The sequence below is a fragment of the Streptomyces sp. NPDC093598 genome (assembly GCF_044764825.1).
Lineage (GTDB): Bacteria > Actinomycetota > Actinomycetes > Streptomycetales > Streptomycetaceae > Streptomyces.
Window position 1 is genome coordinate 56,435 of record NZ_JBIWIV010000001.1, and the last position, 26,885, is coordinate 83,319.

24 protein-coding genes are annotated in these 26,885 nt (G+C 73.0%); 18 read left to right on the forward strand and 6 right to left on the reverse strand.

What is annotated here, in order from left to right; translation table 11 throughout:
* The 12 genes from ACIRDU_RS00295 to cobC are packed head-to-tail and all read left to right on the forward strand — an operon-like array spanning position 1 to position 16,179.
* Positions 1 to 1,509 carry a cobyric acid synthase gene (locus ACIRDU_RS00295; protein ID WP_403572215.1) on the forward strand — a complete coding sequence of 503 codons (1,509 nt, stop codon included), beginning with the start codon at positions 1 to 3 and terminating at the stop codon, positions 1,507 to 1,509.
* A complete protein-coding gene (cobN, locus tag ACIRDU_RS00300) occupies positions 1,506 to 5,162 on the forward strand; it encodes a cobaltochelatase subunit CobN (RefSeq protein ID WP_403572218.1) in 3,657 nt (1,218 codons plus the stop codon). The genes ACIRDU_RS00295 and cobN overlap by 4 nt, the downstream gene beginning before the upstream one ends.
* The gene (locus tag ACIRDU_RS00305; protein ID WP_403572221.1) at positions 5,159 to 7,156 is read left to right on the forward strand and encodes a putative cobaltochelatase; all 1,998 of its coding nucleotides are present in this window, start codon (positions 5,159 to 5,161) and stop codon (positions 7,154 to 7,156) included. Before cobN ends, ACIRDU_RS00305 begins: the two co-directional genes overlap by 4 nt.
* Positions 7,156 to 7,755 (forward strand): cob(I)yrinic acid a,c-diamide adenosyltransferase, encoded by a 600-nt coding sequence (cobO, locus tag ACIRDU_RS00310; protein WP_184563831.1) that lies wholly within the window; start codon positions 7,156 to 7,158, stop codon positions 7,753 to 7,755. The genes ACIRDU_RS00305 and cobO overlap by 1 nt, the downstream gene beginning before the upstream one ends.
* Complete coding sequence (locus tag ACIRDU_RS00315; protein WP_403572224.1) at positions 7,752 to 9,128, forward strand: cobyrinate a,c-diamide synthase; 1,377 nt, start codon at positions 7,752 to 7,754, stop codon at positions 9,126 to 9,128. Before cobO ends, ACIRDU_RS00315 begins: the two co-directional genes overlap by 4 nt.
* Positions 9,125 to 9,856, forward strand: a complete 732-nt coding sequence (gene cobI / locus ACIRDU_RS00320; protein ID WP_403572227.1) for a precorrin-2 C(20)-methyltransferase — start codon at positions 9,125 to 9,127, stop codon at positions 9,854 to 9,856. The genes ACIRDU_RS00315 and cobI overlap by 4 nt, the downstream gene beginning before the upstream one ends.
* A gap of 29 nt (positions 9,857 to 9,885) precedes the next feature.
* Entirely contained in the window at positions 9,886 to 10,704 is an 819-nt protein-coding gene (gene cobM, locus ACIRDU_RS00325; RefSeq protein WP_403572230.1) for a precorrin-4 C(11)-methyltransferase, read from the forward strand.
* The gene (gene cbiE / locus ACIRDU_RS00330) at positions 10,701 to 11,939 is read left to right on the forward strand and encodes a precorrin-6y C5,15-methyltransferase (decarboxylating) subunit CbiE (RefSeq protein ID WP_403572233.1); all 1,239 of its coding nucleotides are present in this window, start codon (positions 10,701 to 10,703) and stop codon (positions 11,937 to 11,939) included. Before cobM ends, cbiE begins: the two co-directional genes overlap by 4 nt.
* Positions 11,936 to 13,627, forward strand: coding sequence for a precorrin-3B C(17)-methyltransferase (gene cobJ / locus ACIRDU_RS00335; RefSeq protein WP_403572236.1), 1,692 nt, complete (start codon positions 11,936 to 11,938; stop codon positions 13,625 to 13,627). The genes cbiE and cobJ overlap by 4 nt, the downstream gene beginning before the upstream one ends.
* A complete protein-coding gene (locus ACIRDU_RS00340; protein ID WP_403572239.1) occupies positions 13,624 to 14,211 on the forward strand; it encodes a precorrin-8X methylmutase in 588 nt (195 codons plus the stop codon). The genes cobJ and ACIRDU_RS00340 overlap by 4 nt, the downstream gene beginning before the upstream one ends.
* Positions 14,208 to 15,134: a sirohydrochlorin chelatase gene (locus tag ACIRDU_RS00345; RefSeq protein ID WP_403572242.1), complete on the forward strand. Its 927-nt coding sequence runs from the start codon at positions 14,208 to 14,210 to the stop codon at positions 15,132 to 15,134. The genes ACIRDU_RS00340 and ACIRDU_RS00345 overlap by 4 nt, the downstream gene beginning before the upstream one ends.
* Positions 15,124 to 16,179, forward strand: a complete 1,056-nt coding sequence (cobC, locus tag ACIRDU_RS00350; RefSeq protein ID WP_403572245.1) for an Rv2231c family pyridoxal phosphate-dependent protein CobC — start codon at positions 15,124 to 15,126, stop codon at positions 16,177 to 16,179. The genes ACIRDU_RS00345 and cobC overlap by 11 nt, the downstream gene beginning before the upstream one ends.
* A gap of 49 nt (positions 16,180 to 16,228) precedes the next feature.
* Here the strand turns inward: cobC and ACIRDU_RS00355 are convergent, their stop codons facing one another.
* Positions 16,229 to 17,119 (reverse strand): SCO1860 family LAETG-anchored protein, encoded by an 891-nt coding sequence (locus tag ACIRDU_RS00355; RefSeq protein WP_403572248.1) that lies wholly within the window; start codon positions 17,117 to 17,119, stop codon positions 16,229 to 16,231.
* A gap of 113 nt (positions 17,120 to 17,232) precedes the next feature.
* The gene (locus ACIRDU_RS00360) at positions 17,233 to 18,324 is read right to left on the reverse strand and encodes an amidohydrolase family protein (RefSeq protein ID WP_403572251.1); all 1,092 of its coding nucleotides are present in this window, start codon (positions 18,322 to 18,324) and stop codon (positions 17,233 to 17,235) included.
* A 93-nt stretch (positions 18,325 to 18,417) separates the two neighbouring features.
* Here ACIRDU_RS00360 and ACIRDU_RS00365 point away from each other — a divergent pair, with 93 nt between their 5' ends.
* The 6 genes from ACIRDU_RS00365 (at position 18,418) to thpD (ending at position 23,646) form a co-directional block, all read left to right on the forward strand.
* Positions 18,418 to 19,518, forward strand: a complete 1,101-nt coding sequence (locus ACIRDU_RS00365; RefSeq protein ID WP_403572254.1) for a pyridoxal-phosphate-dependent aminotransferase family protein — start codon at positions 18,418 to 18,420, stop codon at positions 19,516 to 19,518.
* Between the two features lie 57 nt (positions 19,519 to 19,575).
* On the forward strand, positions 19,576 to 20,112 hold the full coding sequence (locus ACIRDU_RS00370) for a DinB family protein (RefSeq protein WP_403572257.1): 537 nt from the start codon (positions 19,576 to 19,578) through the stop codon (positions 20,110 to 20,112).
* A 339-nt stretch (positions 20,113 to 20,451) separates the two neighbouring features.
* Positions 20,452 to 20,958, forward strand: coding sequence for a diaminobutyrate acetyltransferase (ectA, locus tag ACIRDU_RS00375; RefSeq protein ID WP_403572259.1), 507 nt, complete (start codon positions 20,452 to 20,454; stop codon positions 20,956 to 20,958).
* A 59-nt stretch (positions 20,959 to 21,017) separates the two neighbouring features.
* Complete coding sequence (ectB, locus tag ACIRDU_RS00380) at positions 21,018 to 22,289, forward strand: diaminobutyrate--2-oxoglutarate transaminase (RefSeq protein ID WP_403572262.1); 1,272 nt, start codon at positions 21,018 to 21,020, stop codon at positions 22,287 to 22,289.
* Positions 22,290 to 22,328: 39 nt separating this feature from the next.
* Entirely contained in the window at positions 22,329 to 22,727 is a 399-nt protein-coding gene (locus ACIRDU_RS00385; protein WP_033310882.1) for an ectoine synthase, read from the forward strand.
* A 7-nt stretch (positions 22,728 to 22,734) separates the two neighbouring features.
* A complete protein-coding gene (gene thpD, locus ACIRDU_RS00390; protein ID WP_403572266.1) occupies positions 22,735 to 23,646 on the forward strand; it encodes an ectoine hydroxylase in 912 nt (303 codons plus the stop codon).
* Positions 23,647 to 23,730: 84 nt separating this feature from the next.
* On the opposite strand, the gene ACIRDU_RS00395 is transcribed toward thpD, so the two are convergent.
* The 4 genes from ACIRDU_RS00395 to ACIRDU_RS00410 all read right to left on the reverse strand — a co-directional run bounded on the left by ACIRDU_RS00395 (position 23,731) and on the right by ACIRDU_RS00410 (position 26,824).
* Entirely contained in the window at positions 23,731 to 24,783 is a 1,053-nt protein-coding gene (locus ACIRDU_RS00395) for an aminotransferase class V-fold PLP-dependent enzyme (RefSeq protein ID WP_403572269.1), read from the reverse strand.
* 96 nt (positions 24,784 to 24,879) lie between these two features.
* Entirely contained in the window at positions 24,880 to 25,602 is a 723-nt protein-coding gene (locus tag ACIRDU_RS00400; RefSeq protein ID WP_403572272.1) for a DsbA family oxidoreductase, read from the reverse strand.
* 73 nt (positions 25,603 to 25,675) lie between these two features.
* Positions 25,676 to 26,170 carry a GNAT family N-acetyltransferase gene (locus ACIRDU_RS00405; RefSeq protein WP_403572275.1) on the reverse strand — a complete coding sequence of 165 codons (495 nt, stop codon included), beginning with the start codon at positions 26,168 to 26,170 and terminating at the stop codon, positions 25,676 to 25,678.
* Between the two features lie 45 nt (positions 26,171 to 26,215).
* Positions 26,216 to 26,824: a DUF1349 domain-containing protein gene (locus ACIRDU_RS00410; RefSeq protein ID WP_403572278.1), complete on the reverse strand. Its 609-nt coding sequence runs from the start codon at positions 26,822 to 26,824 to the stop codon at positions 26,216 to 26,218.
* Between the last annotated feature and the right edge of the window lie 61 nt (positions 26,825 to 26,885).

Consider the following 26,885-nt stretch of genomic DNA (forward strand, 5'->3'; position numbering starts at 1 on the left):
ATGAGCGGTGGTCTTCTCGTCGCCGGTACCACCTCCGACGCCGGCAAGAGCGTCGTGACCGCCGGGATCTGCCGGTGGCTGGTGCGGCAGGGCGTCAAGGTCGCGCCCTTCAAGGCGCAGAACATGTCCCTGAACTCCTTCGTGACCAAGGAGGGGGCCGAGATCGGGCGGGCGCAGGCCATGCAGGCGCAGGCCTGCCGGGTCGAGCCGACCGCGCTGATGAACCCCGTACTGCTCAAGCCCGGTGGCGAGCAGAGCAGTCAGGTCGTGCTGCTCGGCAAACCGGTCGGGGAGCTGAGTGCGCGCGGCTACCACGGCGGGCGGCAGCAGCAGTTGCTCGGGACGGTGCTGGACTGTCTGGAGCAGTTGCGGGGCACGTATGACGCGGTGATCTGCGAGGGGGCCGGTTCTCCCGCCGAGATCAATCTGCGGCGGACGGACATCGTGAACATGGGGATCGCCCGGAACGCCGGGCTGCCCGTGCTCGTCGTCGGCGACATCGACCGGGGCGGTGTGTTCGCCTCGTTCTTCGGGACGGTGGCGCTGCTGTCCCCCGAGGACCAGCGTTGCGTCGCCGGGTTCCTCGTCAACAAGTTCCGCGGGGACGTCTCCCTGCTGGAGCCGGGCCTGGACATGCTGCGCGACCTCACCGGGCGGCGTACGTACGGTGTGCTGCCGTTCCGGCACGGTCTCGGGATCGACGAGGAGGACGGTCTGCGGGTCTCGTTGCGGGGAGCGGTGCGGGAGTCCGTCGTGGCCCCGCCGCTCGGGGAGGACGTGCTGCGGGTCGCGGTCTGTGCCGTGCCGCTCATGTCCAACTTCACCGACGTGGACGCGCTGGCCGCCGAACCGGGCGTCGTGGTGCGGTTCGTGGACCGGCCGGAGGAACTGTCCGACGCCGACCTCGTCATCGTGCCCGGCACCCGGGGAACGGTCAGGGCGCTGGAGTGGCTGCGCGAGCGGGGGCTCGCCGACGCCCTGGCCCGCAGGGCCGCCGAGCAGCGGCCCGTCCTCGGCATCTGCGGCGGTTTCCAGATGCTCGGCGAGCACATCGAGGACGACGTCGAGAGCCGCCGGGGCCACGTCGACGGGCTCGGGATCCTGCCCGTGCGGGTACGGTTCGCCCGCGAGAAGACCCTCACGCGGCCTGCGGGCGAGGCCCTCGGGGAACGCGTCGAGGGCTACGAGATCCACCACGGGGTCGCCGACGTCACCGGAGGAGTTCCGTTCCTGGACGGCTGCCGGGTCGGCCAGACCTGGGGCACGCACTGGCACGGCTCACTGGAGTCGGACGGCTTCCGGCGGGCCTTTCTGCGCGAGGTGGCGGCCGCCGCGGGCCGCCGCTTCGTGCCGGCGCCGGACACCTCGTTCGCCGCGCTGCGCGAGGAGCAGCTCGACCGGCTCGGCGACCTGATCGAACAGCACGCGGACACCGACGCGCTGTGGCGGCTCATCGAGTCCGGCGCGCCGCAAGGACTGCCCTTCATTCCACCGGGAGCGCCCGCATGAGCACTGTGTTGTTGTTGTCGACCGCCGACACGGACCTGCTGGCGGCCCGGGCCGCCTCCGGTGCCGACTACCGGATCGGCAACCCGACCCGCGTGGACGTCCGGGAGGAGCTTCCGGCCCTGCTGGACGGGGCCGGCATCGCCGTCGTCCGGCTGCTCGGCGGCAAGCGGGCCTGGGAGGACGGGCTCGCCGCGCTGAAGGCTTCCGGCATCCCCACCGTGCTGCTCGGCGGCGAGGCCGTGCCGGACGCGGAGTTGATGGCCGAGTCGTCCGTCCCGGCCGGTGTCGTGGCGGAGGCGCTGAAGTACCTCGTGGAGGGCGGGCCGGAGAACCTCACCGAACTCGCCCGGTTCCTCTCCGACACCGTGCTGCTGACGGGTGAGGGGTTCGTCGAGCCGCGGAAGATGCCGGAGTACGGCGTCCACGGGGAGCGTCCGCACACCGAGGGCCGGCCGACCGTCGGCGTGCTCTTCTACCGGGCCCACGAGCTGAGCGGCAACACCGCCTTCGTCGACACCCTGTGCGACGCGATCGAGGCGCGGGGCGCCAACGCGCTGCCCGTCTACTGCGGTTCGCTGCGCGGGGCGGACGAGGGGCTGTACGAGATCCTCGGGCGGGCGGACGCTCTGGTCGCCACCGTCCTGGCCGCCGGTGGCACCCACGCCTCGCAGGCCTCGGCGGGCGGCGACGAGGAGGCCTGGGACATCGGCGCCCTCGCCGAGCTGAACATCCCCGTGCTTCAGGGTCTGTGCCTGACGTCCTCGCGGCAGGCCTGGGCGGAGTCGGACGCCGCCCTCTCCCCCATGGACGCCGCGATGCAGGTGGCGATCCCGGAGTTCGACGGGCGGCTGATCACCGTGCCGTTCTCCTTCAAGGAGCAGGGCGCGGACGACGTGCCCGTCTACGTCGCCGACCCGGAACGGGCCGCGCGCGTCGCCGGCATCGCCGTACGGCACGCGCAGCTCAGGCACAAGGAGAACGCCGAGAAGAAGCTGGCGCTGGTCTTCACCGCGTACCCGACCAAGCACTCCCGGGTCGGCAACGCGGTCGGGCTCGACACCCCGGCCTCGGCGGTGCGGGTGCTGGACGCGCTGCGGGACGCCGGGTACGTCGTCGAGGGACATCCGGACGAGGGTGACGAGCTGATCCACCGGCTCATCAACGCCGGCGGGCACGACGTGGAGTGGCTGACCGAGGAGCAGCTGGCCGCCGCGCCCGCGCGAGTACCGCTGGCGGACTACCGGGCGTGGTTCGAGAAGCTCGACCCGGAGCTGAAGGACGCGATGACCGAGGCGTGGGGCGAGCCGCCGGGCAGCCTCTACGTCGACGGCGACGACATCGTGCTGGCGTCCCTGCAGTTCGGGAACGTCGTCGTGATGATCCAGCCGCCGCGCGGCTTCGGCGAGAACCCCATCGCGATCTACCACGACCCGGACATGCCGCCGTCCCACCACTACATGGCCGCCTACCGGTGGCTGGAGAACAGCTTCGGCGCCGACGCCATCGTCCACATGGGCAAGCACGGCACCATGGAGTGGCTGCCGGGCAAGGGCCTCGGGCTCGGCGGGGGCTGCGCCCCGGACGCGGTCCTCGGGGACCTGCCGCTGATCTACCCGTTCATCGTCAACGACCCCGGCGAGGGCACCCAGGCCAAGCGACGGGGGCACGCCACGGTCGTCGACCACCTCGTGCCGCCGATGGCCCGCGCCGACACCTACGGCGACCTGGCCAAGCTGGAGCAGCTCCTCGACGAGTACGCGCTCGTCTCCGACCTGGACCCGGCGAAGGCCCCGACCGTGCGCGCCCAGATCTGGACGCTGGTCAAGGCGGCCGAACTCCACCACGACCTGCACGTCGACGAGCAGCCGGACGACGAGGCGTTCGACGAGTTCGTCATGCACATCGACGGCTATCTGTGCGAGATCAAGGACGTGCAGATCCGCGACGGCCTGCACATCCTGGGCGGCGGGCCGGTCGGTGAGCCGCGTGTCAACCTCGTGCTGGCCGTGCTGCGCGCCTCGCAGGTGTGGGGCGGGCAGGCCAACGCGCTGCCCGGGCTCAGGGCGTCGCTGGCGCGGCACTTCGGGCTGGTGGAGAAGGAGCTGCTGGCCGAGCCGGGCGCTCCGGTGAAGGTGCCCGTGGAGCTGACGGACCTGGTGGACGGGCCGTCGCGCAGTGCCGCCGACGCGATCGACCTGCTGGAGCAGCTGTGCCGGCGGATCGCGGAGGGCATGGAGGAGCGCGGCTGGGCGGTCGCCGAGAGCGCGCCGCTGATCCGGGAGGTCCTCGGCACCGAACTGCCCGAGGCCGTCGCCGTGCTGGAGTTCGCCTGCGCCGAGGTCGTGCCGCGGCTGGAGAAGACCACCGACGAGATCGGGCACATCCTGCGGGCGCTGGACGGCGGCTACGTCCCGGCCGGTCCCTCCGGTTCGCCGACGCGCGGACTCGTCAACGTCCTGCCGACCGGCCGGAACTTCTACTCCGTCGACCCCAAGGCCATTCCGTCCCGGCTGAGCTGGGAGGTCGGGCAGTCGCTCGCGGACTCGCTGGTGCAGCGGTACCTGCAGGACACCGGCGCGTACCCCACGTCCGTCGGGCTGACGGTGTGGGGCACCTCCGCCATGCGCACCCAGGGCGACGACATCGCCGAGATCCTGGCACTGCTGGGCTGCCGGCCGGTGTGGGACGACGCCTCGCGCCGGGTGACCGGGTTCGAGGTGATCCCCCTGGCCGAGCTCGGCCGGCCGCGCATCGACGTCACCGTCCGCATCTCGGGCTTCTTCCGGGACGCCTTCCCGCACGTGGTGGGCCTGATCGACGACGCGGTCCGCACGGTCGCCGAGCTGGACGAACCGGCGGAGTCCAACTACGTCCGGGCCCACGCCGACCAGGACACCGCAGAGCACGGCGACCGCCGCCGGGCCACGGCTCGCATCTTCGGCTCCAAGCCGGGGGCGTACGGGGCGGGTCTGCTGCCGCTGATCGACGCCCGCAACTGGCGCTCCGACGCGGACCTCGCCGAGGTGTACGCGGTGTGGGGCGGTTACGCCTACGGCCGGGGGCTCGACGGGCGGGCGGCGCGCGGGGACATGGAGACGGCGTTCAAGCGGATCGCCGTCGCCGCGAAGAACGTCGACACCCGTGAGCACGACCTCGTCGACGCCGACGACTACTTCCAGTACCACGGCGGCATGGTCGCCATGGTGCGGCACCTGACGGGCGCGAGTCCCGAGGCGTACGTCGGTGACTCGGCCACCCCGGACCAGGTGAAGACCCGCACGCTCGGCGAGGAGACGCACCGCGTCTTCCGCGCCCGGGTGGTCAACCCGCGCTGGATGGCGGCCATGCGGCGGCACGGCTACAAGGGCGCCTTCGAGATGGCGGCGACCGTGGACTACCTGTTCGGGTACGACGCCACGGCCGGGGTCGTGGACGACTGGATGTACGAGAAGCTCAGCGCCGAGTACGTCTTCGACCCGGAGAACCGGGACTTCATGAAGAAGTCCAACCCCTGGGCGCTGCGCGGCATCACCGAGCGGCTGCTGGAGGCCGCCGAGCGCGGACTGTGGGCCGAGCCCGACGCGGAGACGCTCGAGCGGCTGCGCGCCACCTACCTGGAACTCGAAGGCGACTTGGAGGGCGACGAGAAGTGACCACCCCCTTTCCGTTCACGGCCGTCGTGGGCCAGGACGACCTGCGGCTCGCGCTGCTGCTGAACGCGGTGTCACCGGCGGTCGGCGGTGTGCTGGTGCGCGGCGAGAAGGGCACGGCCAAGTCGACGGCGGTGCGGGCCCTGGCAGCGCTGCTGCCGGAGGTGGCGGTCGTCCCGGGCTGCCGCTTCTCCTGCGATCCGGCCTCCCCCGACCTGGCGTGCCCGGACGGGCCGCACGAGGCCGGCGCCGGCGCCGGGCGGCCCGCCCGGATGGTCGAACTGCCCGTCGGCGCCTCCGAGGACCGGCTGGTCGGCGCGCTGGACATCGAGCGGGCCCTGTCCGAGGGCGTGAAGGCCTTCGAGCCGGGCCTGCTCGCCGACGCGCACCGCGGGATCCTCTACGTCGACGAGGTCAACCTGCTCCACGACCACCTGGTCGACCTGCTGCTGGACGCCGCCGCGATGGGCGCCTCGTACGTCGAGCGCGAGGGCGTCTCCGTGCGGCACGCCGCCCGCTTCCTGCTCGTCGGCACCATGAACCCCGAAGAGGGCGAACTGCGCCCGCAGTTGCTCGACCGGTTCGGGCTGACCGTGGAGGTCGCGGCCTCGCGGGAGCCGGACCAGCGGGTGGAGGTCGTCCGGCGGCGGCTGGCGTACGACGACGACCCGGGCGGATTCGCCGCGCGCTGGGCCGAGGAGGAGGCCGCCGTGCGGGCGCGGATCATCGCCGCGCGGGAGCTGCTGCCGTCCGTGCGGCTGGGCGACGGGGCGCTGCGGCAGATCGCGGCGACCTGCGCTGCCTTCGAGGTCGACGGCATGCGCGCGGACATCGTGATGGCGCGGACCGCCACCGCGCTGGCGGCCTGGGCCGGGCGCACGGACGTGCTCGCGGAGGACGTCCGGCAGGCGGCGCTGCTCGCGCTGCCGCACCGGCGGCGGCGCAATCCCTTCGACGCGCCGGGGCTGGACGAGGACAAGCTCGACGAGACCCTGGAGGAGTTCGGCGGTTCGGACGACGACGATCCGGATCCGGACCCCGGGCCGGACGGGCCCGGCGGGGGCGGCGGACAGCCGGAACCCGACGACGCGCCCCAGGGCGACGGTGACACCGGGGCCCGGCCCGAGGCCGGGGAGGACGGGCAGCCGCAGCCCTCGGGGGCCGGCGAGCAGTCGGCCGTACGGGCTTCCGAACCGTTCCGGACGAAGGTGCTGAGCGTGCCCGGGGTCGGCGAGGGTGCCGCCGGGCGGCGTTCGCGGGCGCGGACCGAGCAGGGGCGGACGACCGGGGCCCGGCGGCCCCGGGGCGCGCTCACCAAGCTGCACCTGGCGGCGACCGTGCAGGCCGCGGCGCCGCACCAGCGGGCGCGTGGACGGTCCGGGCCGGGCCTGGTGGTGCGCCGGGACGATCTGCGGCAGGCCACCCGGGAGGGGCGCGAGGGCAATCTCGTGCTGTTCGTCGTGGACGCCTCCGGGTCGATGGCGGCACGGCAGCGGATGAGCGCCGTGAAGGGCGCCGTGCTGTCGCTGCTGCTGGACGCCTACCAGCGGCGCGACAAGGTGGGCCTGGTGACCTTCCGGGGCTCGGGCGCGGACGTCGCGCTGCCGCCGACCTCGTCCGTGGACGCGGCGGCGGCCCGGCTGGAGACGCTGCCGACCGGCGGGCGCACACCGCTCGCCGCCGGGCTGCTGCGCGCGCACGACGTGCTGCGCGTGGAGCGGCTGCGGGATCCGGCGCGGCGGCCGCTGGTCGTGGTGGTGACGGACGGGCGGGCCACCGGCGGCCCGGAGCCGGTCGCCCTGGCCGGGCGGGCGGCGCGGCTGTTCGCGGCCGACGGTGTCGCGTCGGTGGTCGTGGACTGCGAGTCGGGGCCGGTACGGCTGGGGCTCGCCGGGCAGCTCGCCGGTGACCTGGGCGGTACGGCCGTGACATTGGACGAGCTGCGGGCGGACAGCATCGCCGGGCTGGTGAAGGACGTGCAGAGGAGGGCCGCGTAATGCCGCAGGGACAGCCGAGTGTGGTGCCGGACGACGGACTGACCACACGGCAGCGCCGCAACCGGCCGCTGGTCGTCGTGCACACGGGCGTCGGCAAGGGCAAGTCCACCGCCGCCTTCGGGCTCGCGCTGCGGGCCTGGAACCAGGGGTGGCCGATCGGGGTGTTCCAGTTCGTCAAGTCGGCGAAGTGGAAGGTCGGCGAGGAGAACGCGCTGCGGGTGCTCGGGGCGTCCGGCGAGGGCGGCTCCGTCGACTGGCACAAGATGGGCGAGGGCTGGTCGTGGGTGCAGCGCGACGCCCAGATGGACAACGAGGAGAAGGCCCGGGAGGGCTGGGAGCAGGTCAAGCGGGACCTGGCGGCCGAGACGTACAAGCTGTACGTGCTGGATGAGTTCGCGTACCCGATGCACTGGGGCTGGGTGGACACGGACGAGGTGATCTCCGTGCTCCGGGACCGGCCCGGGACCCAGCATGTCGTCATCACCGGGCGGAACGCGCCTGACAAGCTCGTGGACTTCGCCGATCTCGTGACCGACATGTCCAAGGTCAAGCATCCGATGGACGTGGGCCAGAAGGGCCAGAGGGGCATCGAGTGGTGAATGCTTCCGTCCCTCGGCTGGTCATCGCCGCGCCCTCGTCGGGCAGCGGCAAGACCACCGTTGCCACGGGGTTGATGGCCGCGTTCGCCGCGCGGGGGCTCGCCGTGTCCCCGCACAAGGTCGGGCCGGACTACATCGACCCCGGGTATCACGCGCTCGCGACCGGGCGGGTGGGGCGGAACCTCGACGCGTACCTGTGCGGGCCCGAACTGGTGGCGCCGTTGTTCCTGCACGGGGCCCGGGGGTGTGACATCGCCGTCGTCGAGGGCGTGATGGGGCTGTACGACGGGGCCGCGGGTGAGGGTGAGCTGGCGTCGACGGCTCATGTCGCGAAGCTGCTGCGGGCGCCGGTGGTGCTGGTCGTCGACGCGTCGTCGCAGTCGCGGTCGGTGGCGGCGCTGGTGCACGGGTTCGCGTCCTGGGACCCGGAGGTGCGGGTCGGGGGCGTGATCCTGAACAAGGTCGCCTCGGACCGGCACGAGGAGCTGCTGCGGGAGGCGTTGGAGCAGGCGGGGGTGCCGGTCCTCGGGGTGCTGCGGCGCGTTCCGCAGGTGGACACGCCGTCGCGGCATCTGGGGCTGGTGCCGGTCGCCGAGCGGCAGGCCGCCGCCGTGGAGGCGGTGGCGGCGATGGCCGCGCAGGTCTTGGACGGTTGTGACCTGGGGGCGTTGGAAGCACTGGCGCGTGCTGCCGGTGCCGTACCAGGGGGATCCGCCCCCTGGACCCCCGCCTCGCCCACCCACCACCCGACGCGGTCGGACGAGCAGCGAGCGCCCGTCGTCGCCATCGCCGGTGGGCCTGCCTTCACCTTCTCCTACGCCGAACACACCGAGCTGCTCACCGCCGCCGGGGCAGAGGTCGTCACGTTCGACCCCCTGCGGGACGAGGAACTGCCCGAGGGGGCGGCGGGGTTGGTGATCGGGGGCGGGTTCCCCGAGGTGTACGCCGCCGAGCTGTCCGCCAACGAACCCCTGCGCATGGCGGTCGCCGCCCTGGCGGAGAGCGGCGCTCCCGTCGCCGCCGAGTGCGCGGGGCTGCTGTATCTGTGCCGGGAGCTGGACGGGCTGCCGATGTGCGGGGTGCTGGACGCCGGGGCGCGGATGACCGAGCGGCTCACCCTGGGCTACCGGGACGCCGTGGCCGTGGGCGACAGCGTGCTCGCGGCGGCCGGGACACGGATGCGGGGGCACGAGTTCCACCGGACCGTCGTGGAGCCCGGCTCGGGGACGGAGCCCGCCTGGGGGGTCCGCAGCCCCCGGCCGCGGGTCGAAGGTTTCGTACAGCGAGGTGTGCACGCGAGCTATCTGCACACGCACTGGGCGTCCGAGCCCGGTGTCGCCCGTCGGTTCGTGGAGAGGTGCCGGACGTCATGAGCAGCAGGCTGGTCGGAGTCGGGGTGGGCCCCGGGGATCCGGAGCTGGTGACCGTCAAGGGCGTGAACGCCCTGCGGGAAGCCGATGTCGTGGTGGTCCCCGTAATGGACAGCGGGGAGCGCGGGCGGGCCGAGGCGACCGTGCTGCACTACGTGCCCGAGGAGAAGGTCGTCCGGGTCGTGTTCGCGCTGAACGAGCGCAGCGACCGGGGGCGGCGCGAGGCGGCGTGGGACGCGGCCGGGGGGCGGGTCGTCGAGCTGCTGGAGGAGCACGGCAGCGTCGCCTTCGCGACCATCGGCGATCCCAATGTGTACTCGACCTTCACGTACCTCGCGCAGACCATCGTCGAGCTGGTGCCGGGCGTGGTCGTGGAGACCGTGCCCGGGATCACCGCCATGCAGGACCTCGCCGCCCGGTCGGGCGCCGTGCTGACCGAAGGCACCGAGCCGCTGACGCTCGTCCCCGTCACCGCGGGGGCGACGGTGCTCAAGGAGGCCCTGGCCGGGCCCGGGACCGTCGTCGCCTACAAGTTCGGGCGGCAGGCGCACGAGGTCGCCGGGGCGCTGCGGGAGACCGGGCGGCTCGGCGACGCCGTGTGGGGGTCGGCGCTCGGGCTGCCGGAGGAGTCCATCCGCCCGGCAGCCGAACTGGACGGCGCTCCCCTGCCGTACCTGTCGACGCTCATCGCGCCCGCGCGGCGCGACGGCGGACGCGGCGGCAAGTTGTGACACCCGTGAACCACGAGAGGACCCATCCCATGGCCGACGCCCCCGCCGGCAAAGTGACCTTCGTCGGCGCCGGCCCCGGCGCCGCCGACCTGCTGACGTTCCGCGCCGCGCGCGCCATCGCCGAGGCCGACGTCGTGATCTGGGCTGCCAGCCTGGTTCAGGCGGAGGTCCTGGAGCACGCGCGCGAGGACGCGGAGATCCTGGACTCGGCGACCATGTCCCTGGAGGACGTCGTCGCCGTGTACGAGCGGGCCCGCGGCGAGGGACTCAAGGTCGCCCGTATCCATTCCGGTGACCCGGCCCTGTGGGGCGGCACGCAGGAGCAGCTCGACCGGTGTGCCGAGGTCGGCATCGCCACCGAGATCGTGCCCGGGGTGTCCTCCTTCTCGGCCGTCGCGGCGCTCGCCCAGCGCGAGTTGACCATCCCGGAGGTCGCGCAGTCGGTCGTGCTGACCCGGCTCGGCGGCGGCAAGACGCCCATGCCTCCCGGGGAGGAGGTCCGGGAGTTCGCCAAGCACGGCACCACCATGGCGGTGTTCCTCTCCGCCGCCCGCAGCGGGCAGCTGGTGCGGGAGCTGCTGGAGGGCGGCTACCCGACGACGACCCCGGTCGTGGTGGCGTACCAGGCGACCTGGCCGGAGGAGCTGATCGTGAAGTGCACGATCGGCACGCTGGAGGAGACGGTCAAGGAGCACAAGCTCTGGAAGCACACCCTGTTCCTGGTCGGCCCGGCGCTCGACGCGCACGGCACGCGCTCGCACCTGTACCACCCGGGTCACTTCCACGGCTACCGCAAGGCCGACCCGGAGGCCCGCAGAGCCCTGCGTGAACGGGGTGCCAGTACATGATCACCGTGGTCGGGACGGGGACGGGCGCGGCGCCTTCCGAGAACGTCCTCGCCGGTGCGGAGCTGGTCGTGGGCGGGTGGCGGCATCTCGATGCCGTACGGCTGCCCGAGAGGGCGGAGCGGGTCGTGCTCGGGCCGCTCGCACCGGCCCTCGACACCATCGGGGAGTATGTCGCGAAGGACCGTCCCGTTGTGGTGCTGGCCTCCGGGGACCCCGGGTTCTTCGGGATCGTGCGGGTGCTGGCCGAGCGGTTCGGGCCCAAGCGGCTGGAGGTGCGGCCCGGGGTGTCGTCCGTGGCCGCCGCGTTCGCGCGGATCGGGCTGCCGTGGGACGACGCCGTGGTGGTGAGCGCCCACGGCCGGGAGTTGCGGACGGCCGTCAACGTGTGCCGGGCGCAGGCCAAGACGGCCGTGCTGACCGGGCCGGGCGCGGGTCCGGCGGAGCTGGGGGCCGCGTTGCGGGACGCGCCGCGGGTGCTGGTCGTCGCCTCCGGGCTGGGCTCGGAGGCGGAGCGCGTGGAGCGGGTGACGCCCGCCGAGGCCGCCGCTCGCGACTGGGGTACGGCGGTGAACGTGGTGCTGTGCCTGGACGAGACGCGGGCGCTCGGGGCCGTGCGGACCGTCGCGGGGTCCGGGGAGCGGCCCGCCGGCTGGGCTCTGGACGAGGCGGAGTTCGCCCACCGGGACTCGATGATCACCAAGTTCGAGGTACGGGCGCTGGCCCTGGCCCGGCTGGGACCGCGCCCGGGCGACCTGGTGTGGGACGTGGGCGCGGGCTCGGGCTCCGTGGCCGTGGAGTGCGCCCGGCTGGGCGCAGCCGTGACCGCCGTGGAGAAGACCGCGGACGGGGTGGAGCGGGTCCGCGCCAACGCCGTCGCGCACGGCGTGGACGTGCGGGTGGTGCGGGGCGCGGCACCGGACGCGCTGGCGGATCTCGCCGAGACCCCGGACGCCGTGTTCGTGGGGGGCGGCGGGCGCGAACTGCCCGACATCGTCGCCGCGTGTGCGCGGCGGGCCCGGCGCACGGTGGTCGTCGCCATGGCGGCGCTCGACCGGGTACCGGCCGCGCGCGAGGCCCTGAGGGGCGCCGGTCTCACCTGCGACGGCGTGCTGCTGCAGTCGTCGCGGCTCGCACCGCTGCCCGGGGACGTGACCCGGCTCGCGGCGACCAACCCCGTTTTCCTGCTGTGGGGCGTCCGGCCTCCGGCAGCTGTCGAAGAAGGAGTCGCTCAGTGATCGGCCTCATTTCCGCCACCGCGGCGGGAGCGGCTGCGCGGGACCGGCTGGCCGCGGCGTGGCCGGACCGCACGCGTGTGTACGAGGGTCCCGTCGGGGACGCCGTACGGGCCGCGTTCGCGCAGTGCGAGCAGCTCGTGTGCTTCCTGGCGACGGGGGCGGTGGTGCGGCTGGTGGCACCGCTGCTGTCCGGCAAGAGCGAGGACCCGGGTGTGGTGTGCGTCGACGAGGGCGGGCGGTTCGCCGTGTCCCTGCTGGGCGGGCACGCGGGCGGAGCCAACGAACTCGCCCGTGAGGTGGGTGACCTGCTGGGTGCCGAGCCGGTCGTGACGACGGCCACGGACGCCGTGGACCTGGCGGGCCTGGACACCCTCGGCCTGCCCGTGGAGGGCGATGTCGCCGGGGTGTCGCGGGCGCTGCTGGACGGCGAGGCGGTGGCGCTGCGGGCCGAGGTGGCCTGGCCGCTGCCGCCGCTGCCCGTGACGGACGAGGGGTCGTACACGATCCGGGTCACCGACCGGCTCGTGGAGGCGGCCGGGCGCGAGGTGGTGCTGCGGCCGCCGACGCTGGTCGTCGGGGTCGGGGCGTCCAGGGGCGCCCCCGTCGAGGAGGTTCTCGGGCTGGTCGAGGACGCCCTGCGGGAGGCCGGGCTGTCGGCGGCGTCCGTCGCCGAGCTGGCCACCGTCGACGCCAAGGCCGGGGAGCCCGGCATCGTCGAGGCCGCGGGACGGCTCGGGGTGCCCCTGGTGACGTACTCCGCCGAGGAGTTGGCCGGGGTCGACGTGCCCAATCCGTCCGACGCGCCGCTCGCGGCCGTCGGGACCCCGTCCGTGGCGGAGGCCTCCGCGCTCGTCGGCGGGGGCGAACTCCTCGTGCCCAAGCGGAAGTCGGCCGCGAGCCCGGCGATGGCGACCTGTGCCGTCGTACGGCGGCCGGGACGCGGGCGGCTCGCGGTGGTCGGGCTCGGGCCGGGCGCCCGGGACCTGCTGACGCCGCGCGCGAAGGCCGAACTCCGGCGGGCTTCCGTGCTCGTGGGGCTCGACCAGTACGTCGACCAGATCCGTGACCTGCTGCGGCCCGGCACCCGGATCCTGGAGTCGGGGCTCGGCGCCGAGGAGGAACGGGCGCGCACGGCGGTCGAGGAGGCCCGCAAGGGGCAGGCCGTCGCGCTGATCGGCAGCGGGGACGCCGGCGTCTACGCCATGGCCTCCCCCGCGCTGGCCGAGGCCTCCGACGACATCGACGTGGTCGGTGTGCCCGGGGTGACGGCGGCGCTCGCGGCCGGTGCGATCCTGGGTGCCCCGCTGGGCCACGACCACGTGTCGATCAGCCTGTCGGACCTGCACACGCCGTGGGAGGTCATCGAGCGGCGGGTGCGGGCCGCGGCCGAGGCGGACATCGTCGTCACCTTCTACAACCCGCGCTCACGCGGACGTGACTGGCAGCTCCCCAAGGCGCTGGGCATCCTCGCCGAGCACCGGACGCCGGCCACTCCGGTCGGCGTGGTGCGCAACGCCTCGCGGCCGGACGAGTCCAGCCGGCTCACGACGCTGGGCGCTCTCGACCCGGCGACGGTCGACATGATGACGGTCGTGACCGTGGGCAACACGGCGACCCGGGACATCGCGGGGCGCATGGTGACCCCGCGCGGCTACCGCTGGCAGTCGGCGCAGGAGGGGGCCGAGTGAACCGCGTCGTCCATCCGATCGAGGAGGAGTCCTACCGGCGGCTGCGCGCCCGGCTGGACACCTCGCACTTCCCGCCGCTGACCCGGGCGGTCGTGGAGCGGGTCATCCACTCCGCCGCCGACCTCGACTACGCCACCGACCTCGTCATGGACGAGGCCGACCTGGAGAAGGCGCACGCGGCGCTGCACGCCGGGGCGCCCGTGGTCGTGGACGTGGCGATGGTCGGCGCCGGCATCACCCGGCGTGAGACCGTCTGCCGTCTGAAGGACGCCGCGTCCGGGCCGGGGCTGACCCGTTCCGCGCACGCGATCCGGCTCGCCCACGAGCAGGTCGGCCCCGGTGCCCTCTGGGTGATCGGCAACGCGCCGACCGCGCTGGAGGAGCTGCTGACGCTCGACGCCGACCCCGCGCTCGTCATCGGACTGCCCGTCGGTTTCGTCGGAGCCGTCGAATCGAAGGCCGCGCTGCGCGAGAGCGGACTGCCCGCCGTGAGCAACGTGTCCGAGAAGGGCGGGTCGGCGGTCGCCGCCGCCGCGCTCAACGCCCTGCTTTATCACCCCACTTCCGCCGAGGAGAAACTGTGACCACCCCGCCCGCCCTGCTCATCGCCGGCCACGGCACCCGCGACGACGCCGGAGCCGAGGCGTTCCGCGACTTCGTACGGCAGCTGGGGGCCCGGCACCCCGAACTGCCCGTCGCGGGCGGCTTCATCGAGCTGTCCCCGCCGCCGCTGGGCGAGGCCGTCACCGAGCTGGTGGAGCAGGGCGTGCGCCGGTTCGCCGCCGTCCCGCTGATGCTGGTCTCCGCCGGGCACGCCAAGGGCGACATCCCGGCGGCCCTGGCCCGCGAGAAGGAGCGGCACCCGGGCATCTCGTACACGTACGGGCGTCCGCTCGGCCCGCATCCGGCGCTGCTGAACGTGCTGGAGCGGCGGCTGGACGAGGCCCTGGGGGCGGCGGGCCGCACGCCCGGGGACCGGGCCGACGTGACGGTGCTGCTGGTGGGGCGCGGGTCCACGGACCCGGACGCCAACGCCGAGGTGCACAAGGCGGCCCGGCTGCTGTGGGAGGGGCGCGGGTACGCGGGTGTCGAGACGGCGTTCGTGTCGCTGGCGGCGCCGGACGTGCCGAGCGGCCTCGACCGCTGTGTGCGGCTGGGCGCCCGCCGGGTCGTGGTCCTGCCCTACTTCCTGTTCACGGGCATCCTGCCGGACCGGGTGCGGCACCAGACGGAGGGCTGGGCGGCCGCGCACCCGGAGGTCGAGGTGCTCTCGGCCGACGTCATCGGGCCGGAGCCGGAGTTGTTGGACCTGGTGTGGGAGCGGTACGAGGAGGCCGTCAAGGGCGATCTGCGGATGAACTGCGACTCGTGCGTGTACCGCATCGCGCTGCCCGGTTTCGAGGACAAGGTGGGCATGCCGCAGCAGCCGCACTTCCACCCGGACGACGACGACCACCACCACGGGCACGGTCACCACCACCACGGCGCCCCCTCGCATGCGCACTGAGAGCGGGCACGATCTGCGTCACCACGGGGACGCGGAGGTGCGGGACGACGGCGGCTCGCTCGTCGACCTCGCCGTGAACGTCCGCGCGGACACGCCGCCGGTCTGGCTGCGGGAGCACATCGCCGCGTCGCTCGGCGGGCTCGCGGCCTACCCGGACGGGCGTGCCGCGCGGGCGGCGGTGGCTTCGCGGCACGGTCTGCCGGTGGAGCGGGTGCTGCTGACGGCGGGAGCGGCGGAGGCGTTCGTGCTGCTGGCGCGGGCGCTGAAGGTGCGCCGGCCGGTCGTCGTCCACCCCCAGTTCACGGAGCCGGAGGCGGCGCTGCGGGACGCGGGGCACACGGTCGGCCGGGTGCTGCTGCGGGAGGAGGACGGCTTCCGGCTGGACCCGGCGGCCGTCCCCGCGGACGCGGACCTGGTGGTGATCGGCAACCCGACGAACCCGACCTCGGTGCTGCACCCGGCGGACGCGATCGCCGAACTCGCCCGGCCCGGGCGGGTGCTGGTGGTGGACGAGGCGTTCATGGACGCGGTGCCGGGCGAGCGCGAGGCCCTGGCCGGCCGTGTCGACGTGCCGGGCCTGGTGGTGCTGCGCAGTCTGACCAAGACGTGGGGGCTGGCCGGGCTGCGGATCGGATACGTGCTGGCGGCGCCGGAGACCGTCGAGGACCTTCAGCGGGCGCAGCCGCTGTGGCCGGTGTCGACCCCGGCGCTGGCCGCGGCCGAGGCGTGTGTGGGGCCGCGGGCGCTGGCGGAGGCGGCCCACGCGGCCCACCGCATCGCGGCTGACCGCGCCCGTCTGGTGGCCGGTCTCGCCCGCTTCGCCCCGGCCGGGCTGCGGGTGGCCGGGCCCGCGCAGGGCCCCTTCGTCCTGGTCCGTATGGAGCGGGCGTCCGCCGTACGCCGGCGGCTGCGCGACCTCGGTTACGCCGTGCGCCGCGGGGACACCTTCCCCGGCCTGGACGAGGAGTGGCTGCGGCTGGCGGTGCGGGACCGCAGGACGACCGACGGGTTTCTGCGGGCGCTGGAGCAGGCTCTGACGGACTGACGCCTCACTTGCGTCCGGCCCGGCGGTCCGGGCCCGGACGGCCGGTGGGTCAGCCCCGGCGGCGGGCCGGGGCCACCGCTCCGCCGCCCGCCGCGAGCAGGGCGATCGCGCCGCCCACGAGGTAGGGCGTGGTCGAGCTGCCGCCCGTCTCGGCCAGGTCCGTCTCGGCGGGCTCTCCCTGCGGTTCGGCGTCGGCGGGCGGGGCGGAGGGCTCGGCCGGGGGCTGTGCCGCGACCTCGGTCCGGGGGGTTCCGCAGGTCGCCTCGGCCAGGGTGACGGTGCCGTCGACCTCCGCGACGTTCAGCTTCGACGGGTTGACGGACACCTCGAGTCCGAGGGCGGTGGCGGCGGCCGTACGGGCCGTGGTCCGGGTGCTGGAGAGGTCCAGGCGCACGTCGCCGACGCCCGGCACCTCGACGTCCGTCGGACCGTCGGCGGTCAGGGTCACGCGCTTGCCGAGCACGGTCACCGAGCCGGGCAGTGAGGTCGTGGCGACCGGCTTCTTCCCGGCCACGCACGTGGCCTTGGAGGTGACCTGCTCGACCTCGATCAGCGGCAGCAGGGGCAGGCCGGGGACGTGGAGGCGGGCGTGGGCCAGGGTGGTGGTCCCCTCGGCCTTCGTGGCGGTCGCCGAGGCTCTCGCCTCGGCCGCCTCCGCGCGCAGCACGCTGAAGGGCCGGCCGCCGTCCACCGCGTCGAGGGTGGTCGTCAGCGTGGTCTTCTCGGCGCTCCGCGGGGCCTGGACGTCGTTGAGGGAGACGGCGAGGAGGACGTTCACCGACTTGTTCAGCAGGGACACGTCCAGGCCGGTGCGCAGGACGGTGGCGCTCGCGCGGCCGTGGTGGCCGGTGGCGTGCGCCGGGCTCACACCGGTCAGTGCCACGGGCCCGGCGGCGTGGGCCGTGGCGGTCGCGACGGTCGCCAGACGGCGTGCGGGCATGCGAAAGAAGGGCTGTTCACGGTGGGGACTCCAGGCGAGACCGGCTCGGGACCCGCAAAGATGGATCCCTTCGAATCCCCGGGCACAGGCGTTCCCCGCCGTCACCCTCGCCGCTACCCGACCACGCGGCCGTTCAGCACCACCCGGCGCGGCGACGCCAGCACGCGCACGTCGGTCCGCGGGTCCTCGTCGTAGACGACGAGGTCGGCCGGGGCTCCCTCGTCCAGGCCGGGGCGGCCGAGCCAGGTGCGGGCCGTCCAGGTGCCCGCGGCGAGGGCCTCGACGGGCGGGATGCCGGCGGTGACCAGTTCGGCGACCTCGGCGGCGGCCAGCCCGTGGGCGAGGCCGCCACCGGCGTCGGTGCCGACGAAGACCGGGATCCCGGCGTCGTAGGCGCCCCGGACGGTGTCGTAGCGGCGTTCGTGGAGCCGGCGCATATGGGCCGACCAGCGCGGGAACCGGGCCTCGCCGCCGTCGGCGAGCTGCGGGAAGGTGGCGATGTTGACCAGGGTCGGGACGATGGCGACGCCCCGCTCGGCGAACAGCGGGATGAGGTCCTCGGTCAGGCCCGTCGCGTGTTCGATGCAGTCGATGCCGGCCTCGACCAGGTCCCTGAGGGAGTCCTCCGCGAAGCAGTGGGCGGTGACCCGGGCGCCCAGGTCGTGGGCCGCTGCGATCGCCGCCTCGACGGCCTCGCGGGGCCAGCAGGCCGACAGGTCGCCGAGGTCGCGGTCGATCCAGTCGCCGACCAGCTTGACCCAGCCGTCACCGCGCCGGGCCTCCTGGGCGACGTAGGCGACCAGGTCCTCCGGCTCGATCTCCCAGGCGTAGTTGCGGATGTAGCGGCGGGTGCGGGCGATGTGCCGCCCGGCGCGGATGATCTTCGGCAGGTCCTCGCGGTCGTCGATCCAGCGGGTGTCGGAGGGCGAGCCGGCGTCGCGGATGAGCAGTGTGCCCGCGTCCCGGTCGGTCAGGGCCTGCTTCTCGGCGACGTCCTCGGGGACGGGGCCGTGCCGGTCGAGTCCCACGTGGCAGTGCGCGTCGACGAGGCCGGGCAGGGCCCAGCCGACGACGGTGCGGACGTCGCGGGCGCCGGCGGGGCGGCCATAGGAGATGCGGCCGTCGACCACCCACAGCTCGTCCCGGACGTCCTCGGGCCCGACGAGCACCCGTCCCTTCACGTGCAGCACCGTGCGATCGCTCATGCACCGCACCTTAGTAAGCCGGCCGCCCGGCCTCTAAGGGGGCCGGTTACCCTCGATGCGATCGAATTCGCTGTGAGTAAAGAGGGCACTTCCGTGACGCATCCGTTCCTGGACCTGGCCCCGCTCGGCGCGGACCGCTTCGCCGCGATCGAGGACCGTGTGGCGCGGCTGCTGGACACCGGGCAGGACGTCGTGATCATGCAGGGCGAGGCGCTGCTGCCGCTGGAGGGCGCGATCCGTGCCGCGGCCGGTCCGGGCACGACGGCGCTGAACGTCATCACGGGGCCGTACGGGCAGACTTTCGGCGACTGGCTGCGGGACTGCGGTGCCACGGTGATCGACCTGGCGGTGCCCTTCCACACGGCGGTGACGGCCGAGCAGATCCGGCAGGCCTTCGCCGAGCACCCGGACATCGACTTCGTGTCCCTGGTGCACGCGGAGGCGGCGACCGGCAACACCAACCCGGTCGCGGAGATCGGCGAGGTCGTGCGGGCGCACGGGGCGCTGTTCTACCTGGACGCCGTGGCGTCGATCGGGGCCGAGCCGGTGCTGCCGGACGCCTGGGGAGTGGATCTGTGCGTGATCGGCGCGCAGAAGGCGATGGGCGGCCCGGCCGGGGTGTCGGCGGTGTCGGTCAGCGAGCGGGCCTGGGCCCGGATGGCGGCCAATCCGAACGCTCCGCGCCGGTCGTATCTGTCGCTGCTCGACTGGAAGGAGCGGTGGATCGACGGCGGCCGCACGGCGCTGCTGCACGCGCCGGCGCAGCTGGAGATGCTGGCGCTCGAGGCGTGCGTGGAGCGGATCGAGGCGGTGGGGCCGGAGGCCGTGATGGCCCGGCACGCGTCCGCCGCGGCGGCGACCCGGGCCGGGGCGGTCGCGCTCGGTGGCGGCCTGGAGCCGTACGTGTACGAGGCCCGGGACGCCGCGCCCGTCGCCACCACGCTGCGGGCGCCGTCCGGGCTGGTGGCGTCGGAGCTGGTCCGGCGGGCGCTGGCGGCGGATCCGGCGGTGCCGCTGGCCGCGGGCGGGGGTGCGCTGGCCAAGGAGATGATCCGGGTCAACCACTATGGGGCCGATGCGACGCCCGGGGCTGTGCGCGCGAGTCTGGCGGCGTTGGGGGCGGCGCTCTCCGAGCAGGGGCTGACGGTGGATGTGCAGGGGGCGCTGCGGGCCGCCGAGGAGGCGTGGCGGTAGTCCTCGGCCGAGATGCACCGGGGCAGTGTTGTCAGTGCCCCGTGCCATGCTCCGCGCATGACCGCCAACACGCCTGCTGACACCCCTGCCCTCCCCGACGGGCGCCCTGTCCCCCACCTGACCGGTGACGAGCGGGCCATGCTGGAGAGCTGGCTGGACTTCCACCGGGCCACGCTGGAGCTGAAGTGTGCCGGGCTGGACGACGCGCAGGTGCGGATCGCGGCGGCCGAGCCGTCGTCGCTGACGCTGCTCGGACTGGTGCAGCACCTCGCCGAGGTCGAGCGGAACTGGTTCCAGAGGGTGGCCGGCGGGCTCTCCGTGCCGCCCGTCTTCGAGGACCCGACCGGCTACGCGCTGGATCCGGCGCGGGGGCTCGACGAGGCGCTCGGGATCTGGCGGCGCGAGATCGCGCGGGGGCGGGAGCTGTGCGCCGGGCTGCCGCTGGACCACATCGGGCGGGTCGCCGAGGGGCCGGTGCCCGGCATGGAGGTGAGTCTGCGCTGGGTGCTCATCCACATGATCGAGGAGTACGCACGGCACAACGGTCACGCCGATCTCCTGCGGGAACGCCTCGACGGAGTGACCGGGGCTTGAATTCCACGTGTTTTCCGAGACGTCCCACATGTAAGCTGGCGCACAATTAAGAATTCTTTCAAGAATAGCTTCCCGTATTCTTCTGCCCGCTTTTCCCGGTCCTAAACGCGCAGATTTTGAGGACACTCGGCGGGGAAATTCTGGCCGGTCCCGTGCGACTTACACGGCTGTGACGCGTTACACACTGTGACCACTTTGCCCGGTAATTCCCGGACAATGTCAGGCATCTCGCCGTCTCGCGGCGTGAACCTTCGCGCTCGCGCGATAACACAGACGAGGTCCATATGTAACCCCCATCGGCGATGCAATTTCGAATTTCGCTGGGTAAGTTCAATTCGCATGACCGCCGTACAAGCAGATCCGCAAATCGACCGCCCCACGGTGGCTGACGGAGCCGCACTCTGGCGGATGGCGAAGGACTCGAAGGTTCTCGACCTGAACTCGTCCTACAGCTATCTGCTGTGGTGCCGCGACTTCGCCGCCACCTCGGCCGTGGCCCGTGACGAGCACGGCGAGCCGATGGGGTTCATCACCGGGTACGTGCGGCCGGACAGCCCGCGCACCCTGCTGGTCTGGCAGGTGGCGGTGGACGAGGCCCACCGCGGGCGCGGACTGGCCGCCGCGCTGCTCGACGGACTGGTCGCGCGGACCGTGACCGAGCGAGGGGTGACGACGGTGGAGACCACCATCACTCCGGGCAACACCGCCTCGGAGCGCCTGTTCACGTCGTTCGCCGAGCGTCACGGCGCGCGGCTGGAGCGCGAGGTGCTGTTCGACACGGGCCTGTTCCCCGACGGGCCGCACGACGCAGAGGTGCTGTACCGCATCGGCCCCCTGCCCCACTGAGACTTCCTTCCCCACCCCACTCCCGCAGACTTCCCCCACGTACCGAGGAGCGATTCGTCGTGACCATCACCCAGCCCGACCTGAGCGTCTTCGAGACCGTCGAGTCCGAGGTGCGCAGCTACTGCCGCGGCTGGCCCACCGTCTTCGACCGTGCGGTGGGCAGCCGCATGTACGACGAGGACGGCCATGAGTACCTCGACTTCTTCGCCGGAGCCGGGTCACTGAACTACGGGCACAACAACCCCGTCCTGAAACGCGCGCTGATCGACTACCTGGAGCGGGACGGCGTCACGCACGGGCTCGACATGTCGACCACCGCCAAGCGCACGTTCCTGGAGGCGTTCCAGAACCTGCTGCTGCGCCCGCGTGACCTGCCGTACAAGGTCATGTTCCCCGGCCCGACCGGCACCAACGCCGTGGAGGCCGCGCTGAAGCTGGCGCGCAAGGTGAAGGGCCGCGAGTCGATCGTGTCCTTCACCAACGCCTTCCACGGCATGTCGCTGGGCTCGCTGGCCGTGACCGGCAACGCCTTCAAGCGGGCCGGCGCCGGCATCCCGCTGGTCCACGGCACGCCGATGCCGTTCGACAACTACTTCGACGGCCAGGTCCCGGACTTCCTGTGGTTCGAGCGGCTCCTGGAGGACCAGGGCTCGGGCCTCAACAAGCCCGCCGCCGTGATCGTCGAGACCGTGCAGGGCGAGGGCGGCATCAACGTGGCCCGGCCCGAGTGGCTGCGTGCGCTGTCGGAGCTGTGCGAGCGGCAGGACATGCTGCTGATCGTCGACGACATCCAGATGGGCTGCGGCCGTACCGGCGCGTTCTTCTCCTTCGAGGAGGCGGGCATCACGCCGGACATCGTCACCGTCTCCAAGTCGATCAGCGGCTACGGCCTGCCCATGTCGCTGTGCCTGTTCAAGCCCGAGCTCGACGTCTGGGAGCCCGGCGAGCACAACGGCACGTTCCGCGGCAACAACCCCGCGTTCGTCACGGCCACCGCGGCCCTGGAGACGTACTGGGCCGACGGTTCCGCCATGGAGAAGCAGACCCGCACGCGCGGCGAGCAGGTCGAGCAGGCGCTGATCTCCATCACCGAGGAGAACCTGGCCGACGTGAAGGAGTACCGGGGCCGCGGCCTGGTGTGGGGCATGGAGTTCCACGACAAGGCCCGCGCCGGAAAGGTCGCCAAGCGCGCTTTCGAGCTCGGACTGCTCATCGAGACGTCCGGCCCGGAGAGCGAGGTCGTGAAGCTGCTTCCCGCCCTCACCATCACGCCGGAGGAACTGGACGAGGGCCTGAGCACGCTGGCCCGCGCCGTCCGAGAGACCGCCTGACCAACCGAGCATCACTCATCTAGGAGGCATCGCAGCACCGTGATTGTCCGTTCGTTCAAGGAGATCGAAGGTACCGACCGGCACGTGAAGGCCGCGTCCGGTACGTGGGAGAGCAAGCGCATCGTCCTCGCCAAGGAGAAGGTCGGTTTCTCCCTGCACGAGACGATCCTGTACGCGGGTACGGAGACGTCGATGTGGTACGCGAACCACATCGAGGCCGTCGTCTGCGTGGAGGGCGAGGCCGAGCTGACCGACCACGAGACCGGGCAGAAGCACACCATCACGCCCGGCACCATGTACCTCCTGGACGGGCACGAGAGGCACACGCTGCGGGTCAAGCAGGACTTCCGCTGCCTCTGCGTGTTCAACCCGCCCGTGACCGGACGGGAGGACCACGACGAGAACGGCGTCTACCCGCTGCTCACCGAGGAGGTGTGACGTTTCCATGACCGCCACCACCGAGACCACCACCACCGGTATCACCGACCTCTACCCCAGTCGCGGCGCCACCGAGGTGCTCACCCCCCGTCAGGACCCGGTCGTCTGGGGCGCCCCCGACGCCCCGGGCCCGGTCGCGCCGGCCGATCTGCTGTCCTTCGAGCGCGACGGCTTCCTGGCCATCGACGAGCTCATCGGCCCGGACGAGGTCGCCGTCTACCGGGACGAGCTCAACCGGCTGGTGACCGACCCGGACATCCGTGCGGACGAGCGGTCGATCGTCGAGCCGCAGTCCCAGGAGATCCGCTCGGTCTTCGAGGTGCACAAGATCAGCGAGGTGTTCGCCCGGCTGGTCCGCGACGAGCGGGTCGTCGGACGGGCGCGGCAGATCCTCGGTTCGGACGTGTACGTCCACCAGTCGCGGATCAACGTCAAGCCGGGGTTCGGCGCCAGTGGCTTCTACTGGCACTCGGACTTCGAGACGTGGCACGCCGAGGACGGTCTGCCGCGGATGCGCACGGTGTCGGTCTCGATCGCGCTGACCGAGAACTACGACACCAACGGCGGGCTCATGATCATGCCGGGGTCGCACAAGACGTTCCTCGGGTGCGCGGGGGCCACGCCGAAGGACAACTACAAGAAGTCGCTGCAGATGCAGGACGCGGGCACGCCCTCGGACGAGGCGCTGAGCCGGCTGGCGTCGCAGCACGGCATCAAGTTGTTCACGGGCAAGGCCGGTTCGGCGACCTGGTTCGACTGCAACTGCATGCACGGTTCCGGTGACAACATCACGCCGTTCCCGCGCAGCAACGTGTTCATCGTGTTCAACAGCGTGGAGAACACGGCGGTGGAACCGTTCGCGGCGCCCGTGCGGCGACCGGAGTTCATCGGGGCGCGGGACTTCACGCCGGTGCAGTGACCGCCGGTCAGCGGTGACGTGACCGTGTGACAGAGCTGCCGGGTGGGGCCTCCTCGTGTGGGACGGGAGGCCCCACCCGGTTTTTCATGCCTTCAAGGCGTCCAGGAGCCGGTCGACGTCCGCGGGCGTGTTGTAGAGGTGGAACGCGGCCCGCAGGTTCCCGGCCCGGTCGGAGACCTCGATGCCCGCCCGGCTCAGTTCGCCCTGCCGGTGGCCGAGCCCCGGCACCGACACGATCGCCGAGCCCGGCGCGGGCACCGGCTCGTGGCCCAGACCGGCGAGCCCGGCGCGGAAGCGGTCCGCGAGGCCGACGTCGTGGGCGTGCACGACGTCGATGCCGATCTCCTCGAGCAGCTCCAGTGAGGCGCGCAGCCCCGCGTAGGTGAAGAGGGCGGGGCTGACGTCGAACCGCCGCGCGGAGTGGGCGAGTTCCTCGACGGGGCCGTAGCAGCTGTCCCAGGGGCGTTCCCCGGCGACCCAGCCGGCGAGCAGCGGCGTGAGCCCGCCGAAGTCCTGCGGGGCGACGAAGAACGAGGCCCCGTGCGGGCCCAGGAGCCACTTGAAGCCGACGGCGGCGAGGAAGTCGTCGGCGTCGGCCCGCATCGGCAGCCAGCCGGCGGACTGGGAGGCGTCGACGTAGGTGCGGGCGCCGTGCGCCCGGGCCGCCTCGCGCACGGCCGGCAGGTCGGCGAGGCGGCCGTCGGCGGACTGGGCGGCGCTGACCGCGACGAGCGCGGTGCCGGGGCGGACGGACTCGGCGAGCCGCTCCAGCGGCACGGCGCGCACCTTGAGGTCGCCGCGCGTGTGGAACGGGTTGACCAGCGAGGAGAAGTCGCCCTCCGCCGTGAGGACTTCGGCACCGGCGGGCAGCGACGCGGCGATCAGTCCGCCGTACTCGGCGACCGAGGCACCGGTCGCGACGCGCTCGGCCGGAACGCCGGCCAGCCGGGCGAAGGAGGCGCGGGCGGCCTCCACGTCCTCGTACAGGGGACCCAGGGGCGTTCCCTCGGCACGCATCCGCACCGCCTGCTGGACGGCGCTGACGGTACGGGCGGGCAGGAGCCCGTTGCTCGCGGTGTTGAGGTAGGTGTGCTTCGGGGTGAACTCGGCACGGACGAGGTTCTCGAAGGTCTCCATGGGACCACTCTGCGTCCCCCGGATCTCCCCGTCCATTGCCGATTTCTGCGTGATGCCGCGAAGGAACGCTTATGGATGCGCTCCGAGCTGGGCTTTTCAGTGCTGGGGGACCGCGCAGCCGTCCGGGCCGCAGGCGTCCGCGCCGTCGGCATCCGCGCTCTCGACGATCTTCAGGGGCGAGCGCTCGCCGTACGCCTGGGTCAGGGCCTGGGCGAAGACCTCGGTGGGCTGGGCGCCGGAGACGCCGTACGTGCGGTCGAGGACGAAGAACGGCACGCCGTTCGCCCCGAGCTGCGCGGCCTCGCGCTCATCGGCACGTACCTCGTCGGCGTACGCGCCCGGGTCGGTGAGCACCGCGCGCACGGCCTCGGCGTCCAGCCCGGCGTCCGAGGCGAGCTCCACCAGCCGCTCGTCGTCGTTGAAGACGGAGCGCTCCTCGGCGAAGTTGGCCCGGTAGAGCGAATCGAGGAGCTGCTCCTGGCGGCCCTGCTCCTTGGCGAAGTGGAGCAGGCGGTGGATGTCGAAGGTGCTGCCGTGGTCGCGGCCCCGGGTGCGGTAGTCGAGCCCCTCGGCGGCGGCCTGGGCGCCCAGATTGTCCTCACCGGCCTCGGCCTGCGCGGCGCTCATCCCGTACTTCCTGGTGAGCATCGTGATCACGGGCTGGACGTCGTCCTTGGCGCGTCCCGGGTCCAGCTCGAAGGAGCGGTGCACCACCTCGACCTCGTCGCGGTACGGGAAGTCCCGCAGCGCCTTGTCGAAGCGGGCTTTGCCCACGTAGCACCAGGGGCAGGCGATGTCGCTCCAGATCTCGACGCGCATGTCTCGGCTCTCTCCAGGTCGTACGGTGCGAAGACTCCCTCCGCCGGGTGCATGAACGTTCAAGCAGCGGGGTTCATTCCCCGGGCAGGGCGAACCGCATCCGCAGATGGTGGCCCCCCGGCCCGGCCGGCTCCGGGACCCATCCCAGCCGCCGGTAGAACCCCTGGGCCCGCCGGTTGTCCACGTGCACTTCGAGAACGGCCTCCCGCCTGCCGTCGGCCTGCCACTCCTCCACGCAGGCCGCGTGCAGCGCGGTGCCGACGCCGCCGCGCCAGTGATCGGGGTCGACGTGGAACTGGAACAGCTTCACCGTGTCCGCGGGAGCGCCCTCGGGGACGCGGAAGGAGGCCAGGCCGATGATGCGGCCCGCCTCCACGACGCACAGCACACGGCCGTCCGGTCGCGTGAGGGCGCTGCGCCAGGAGGCGGACCAGTCGGTGCCGTCCTGCGGCATCCCTTCGGGGTAGTACGTCGCCCGGGCCCGGGCGTGCAGCGCGACGACGTCCGCCACCTCGGCGGGCAGGACGGTACGGATCACACGGTCTGACGTCACTCGGTCCCTGATCATGAAACGGAGGACGTGCCCGCCCGGGACACGGTTCCCGGCCCGGCCTCAGCTGCCGTCGCGCAGATCGTTCGGCCAGCTCGGCCGGAACTCGATGTGCTCGTACGTCACCACGCACCCCTCCCCCATCGGGGACTGGGTCATGAAGCCGACCAGGGCCGCGTCCGTCTCCTTCTCGTCGGCGAGGGTGAAGAGGCGGACGAAGGTCCAGCGTTCGCCGTCGCGCGAGGCGTGGAAGGCGAAGGCGCGGCCGGTGCGACTGACCCGGAGCCAGACGTGACTGCCGTCCACCGTGAAGGAGTTGGCGTCGTCGGAGTGGCCCCGGGTCACCACCGTGCAGACGGTGGGGACGTCCGGGGAGTACTCCAGGCAGAGCTTGGCCCAGGCCCGCTCCCCCACGTGGACGTAGAGCACCCCGGCGTCGAAGGCCGCGCCGAACCCGACGGTGACCTTGGCGATCAGCTGGAAGTCGCCCTCCGGTGCCCCGAGCAGCCGAGGCGCGTCGGAAGCGGGGTCAAGCCCCTCACCGGTGGGCGGGACGAACCGGTCCTGCCGCGGCCCGGCCCACCCGGTGAGCACGCCGCCCTCATAGGACCAATGACCGTCGGGCCCGTACGAACGCAGGCCGAAGGGAAGTTCGGAAAGTTGCAGATCCATTCGACCGAGTCTTTCAGCTCCGACCTGAAGGGGCGCGGGGAACTGCGCGATCAACCACGAA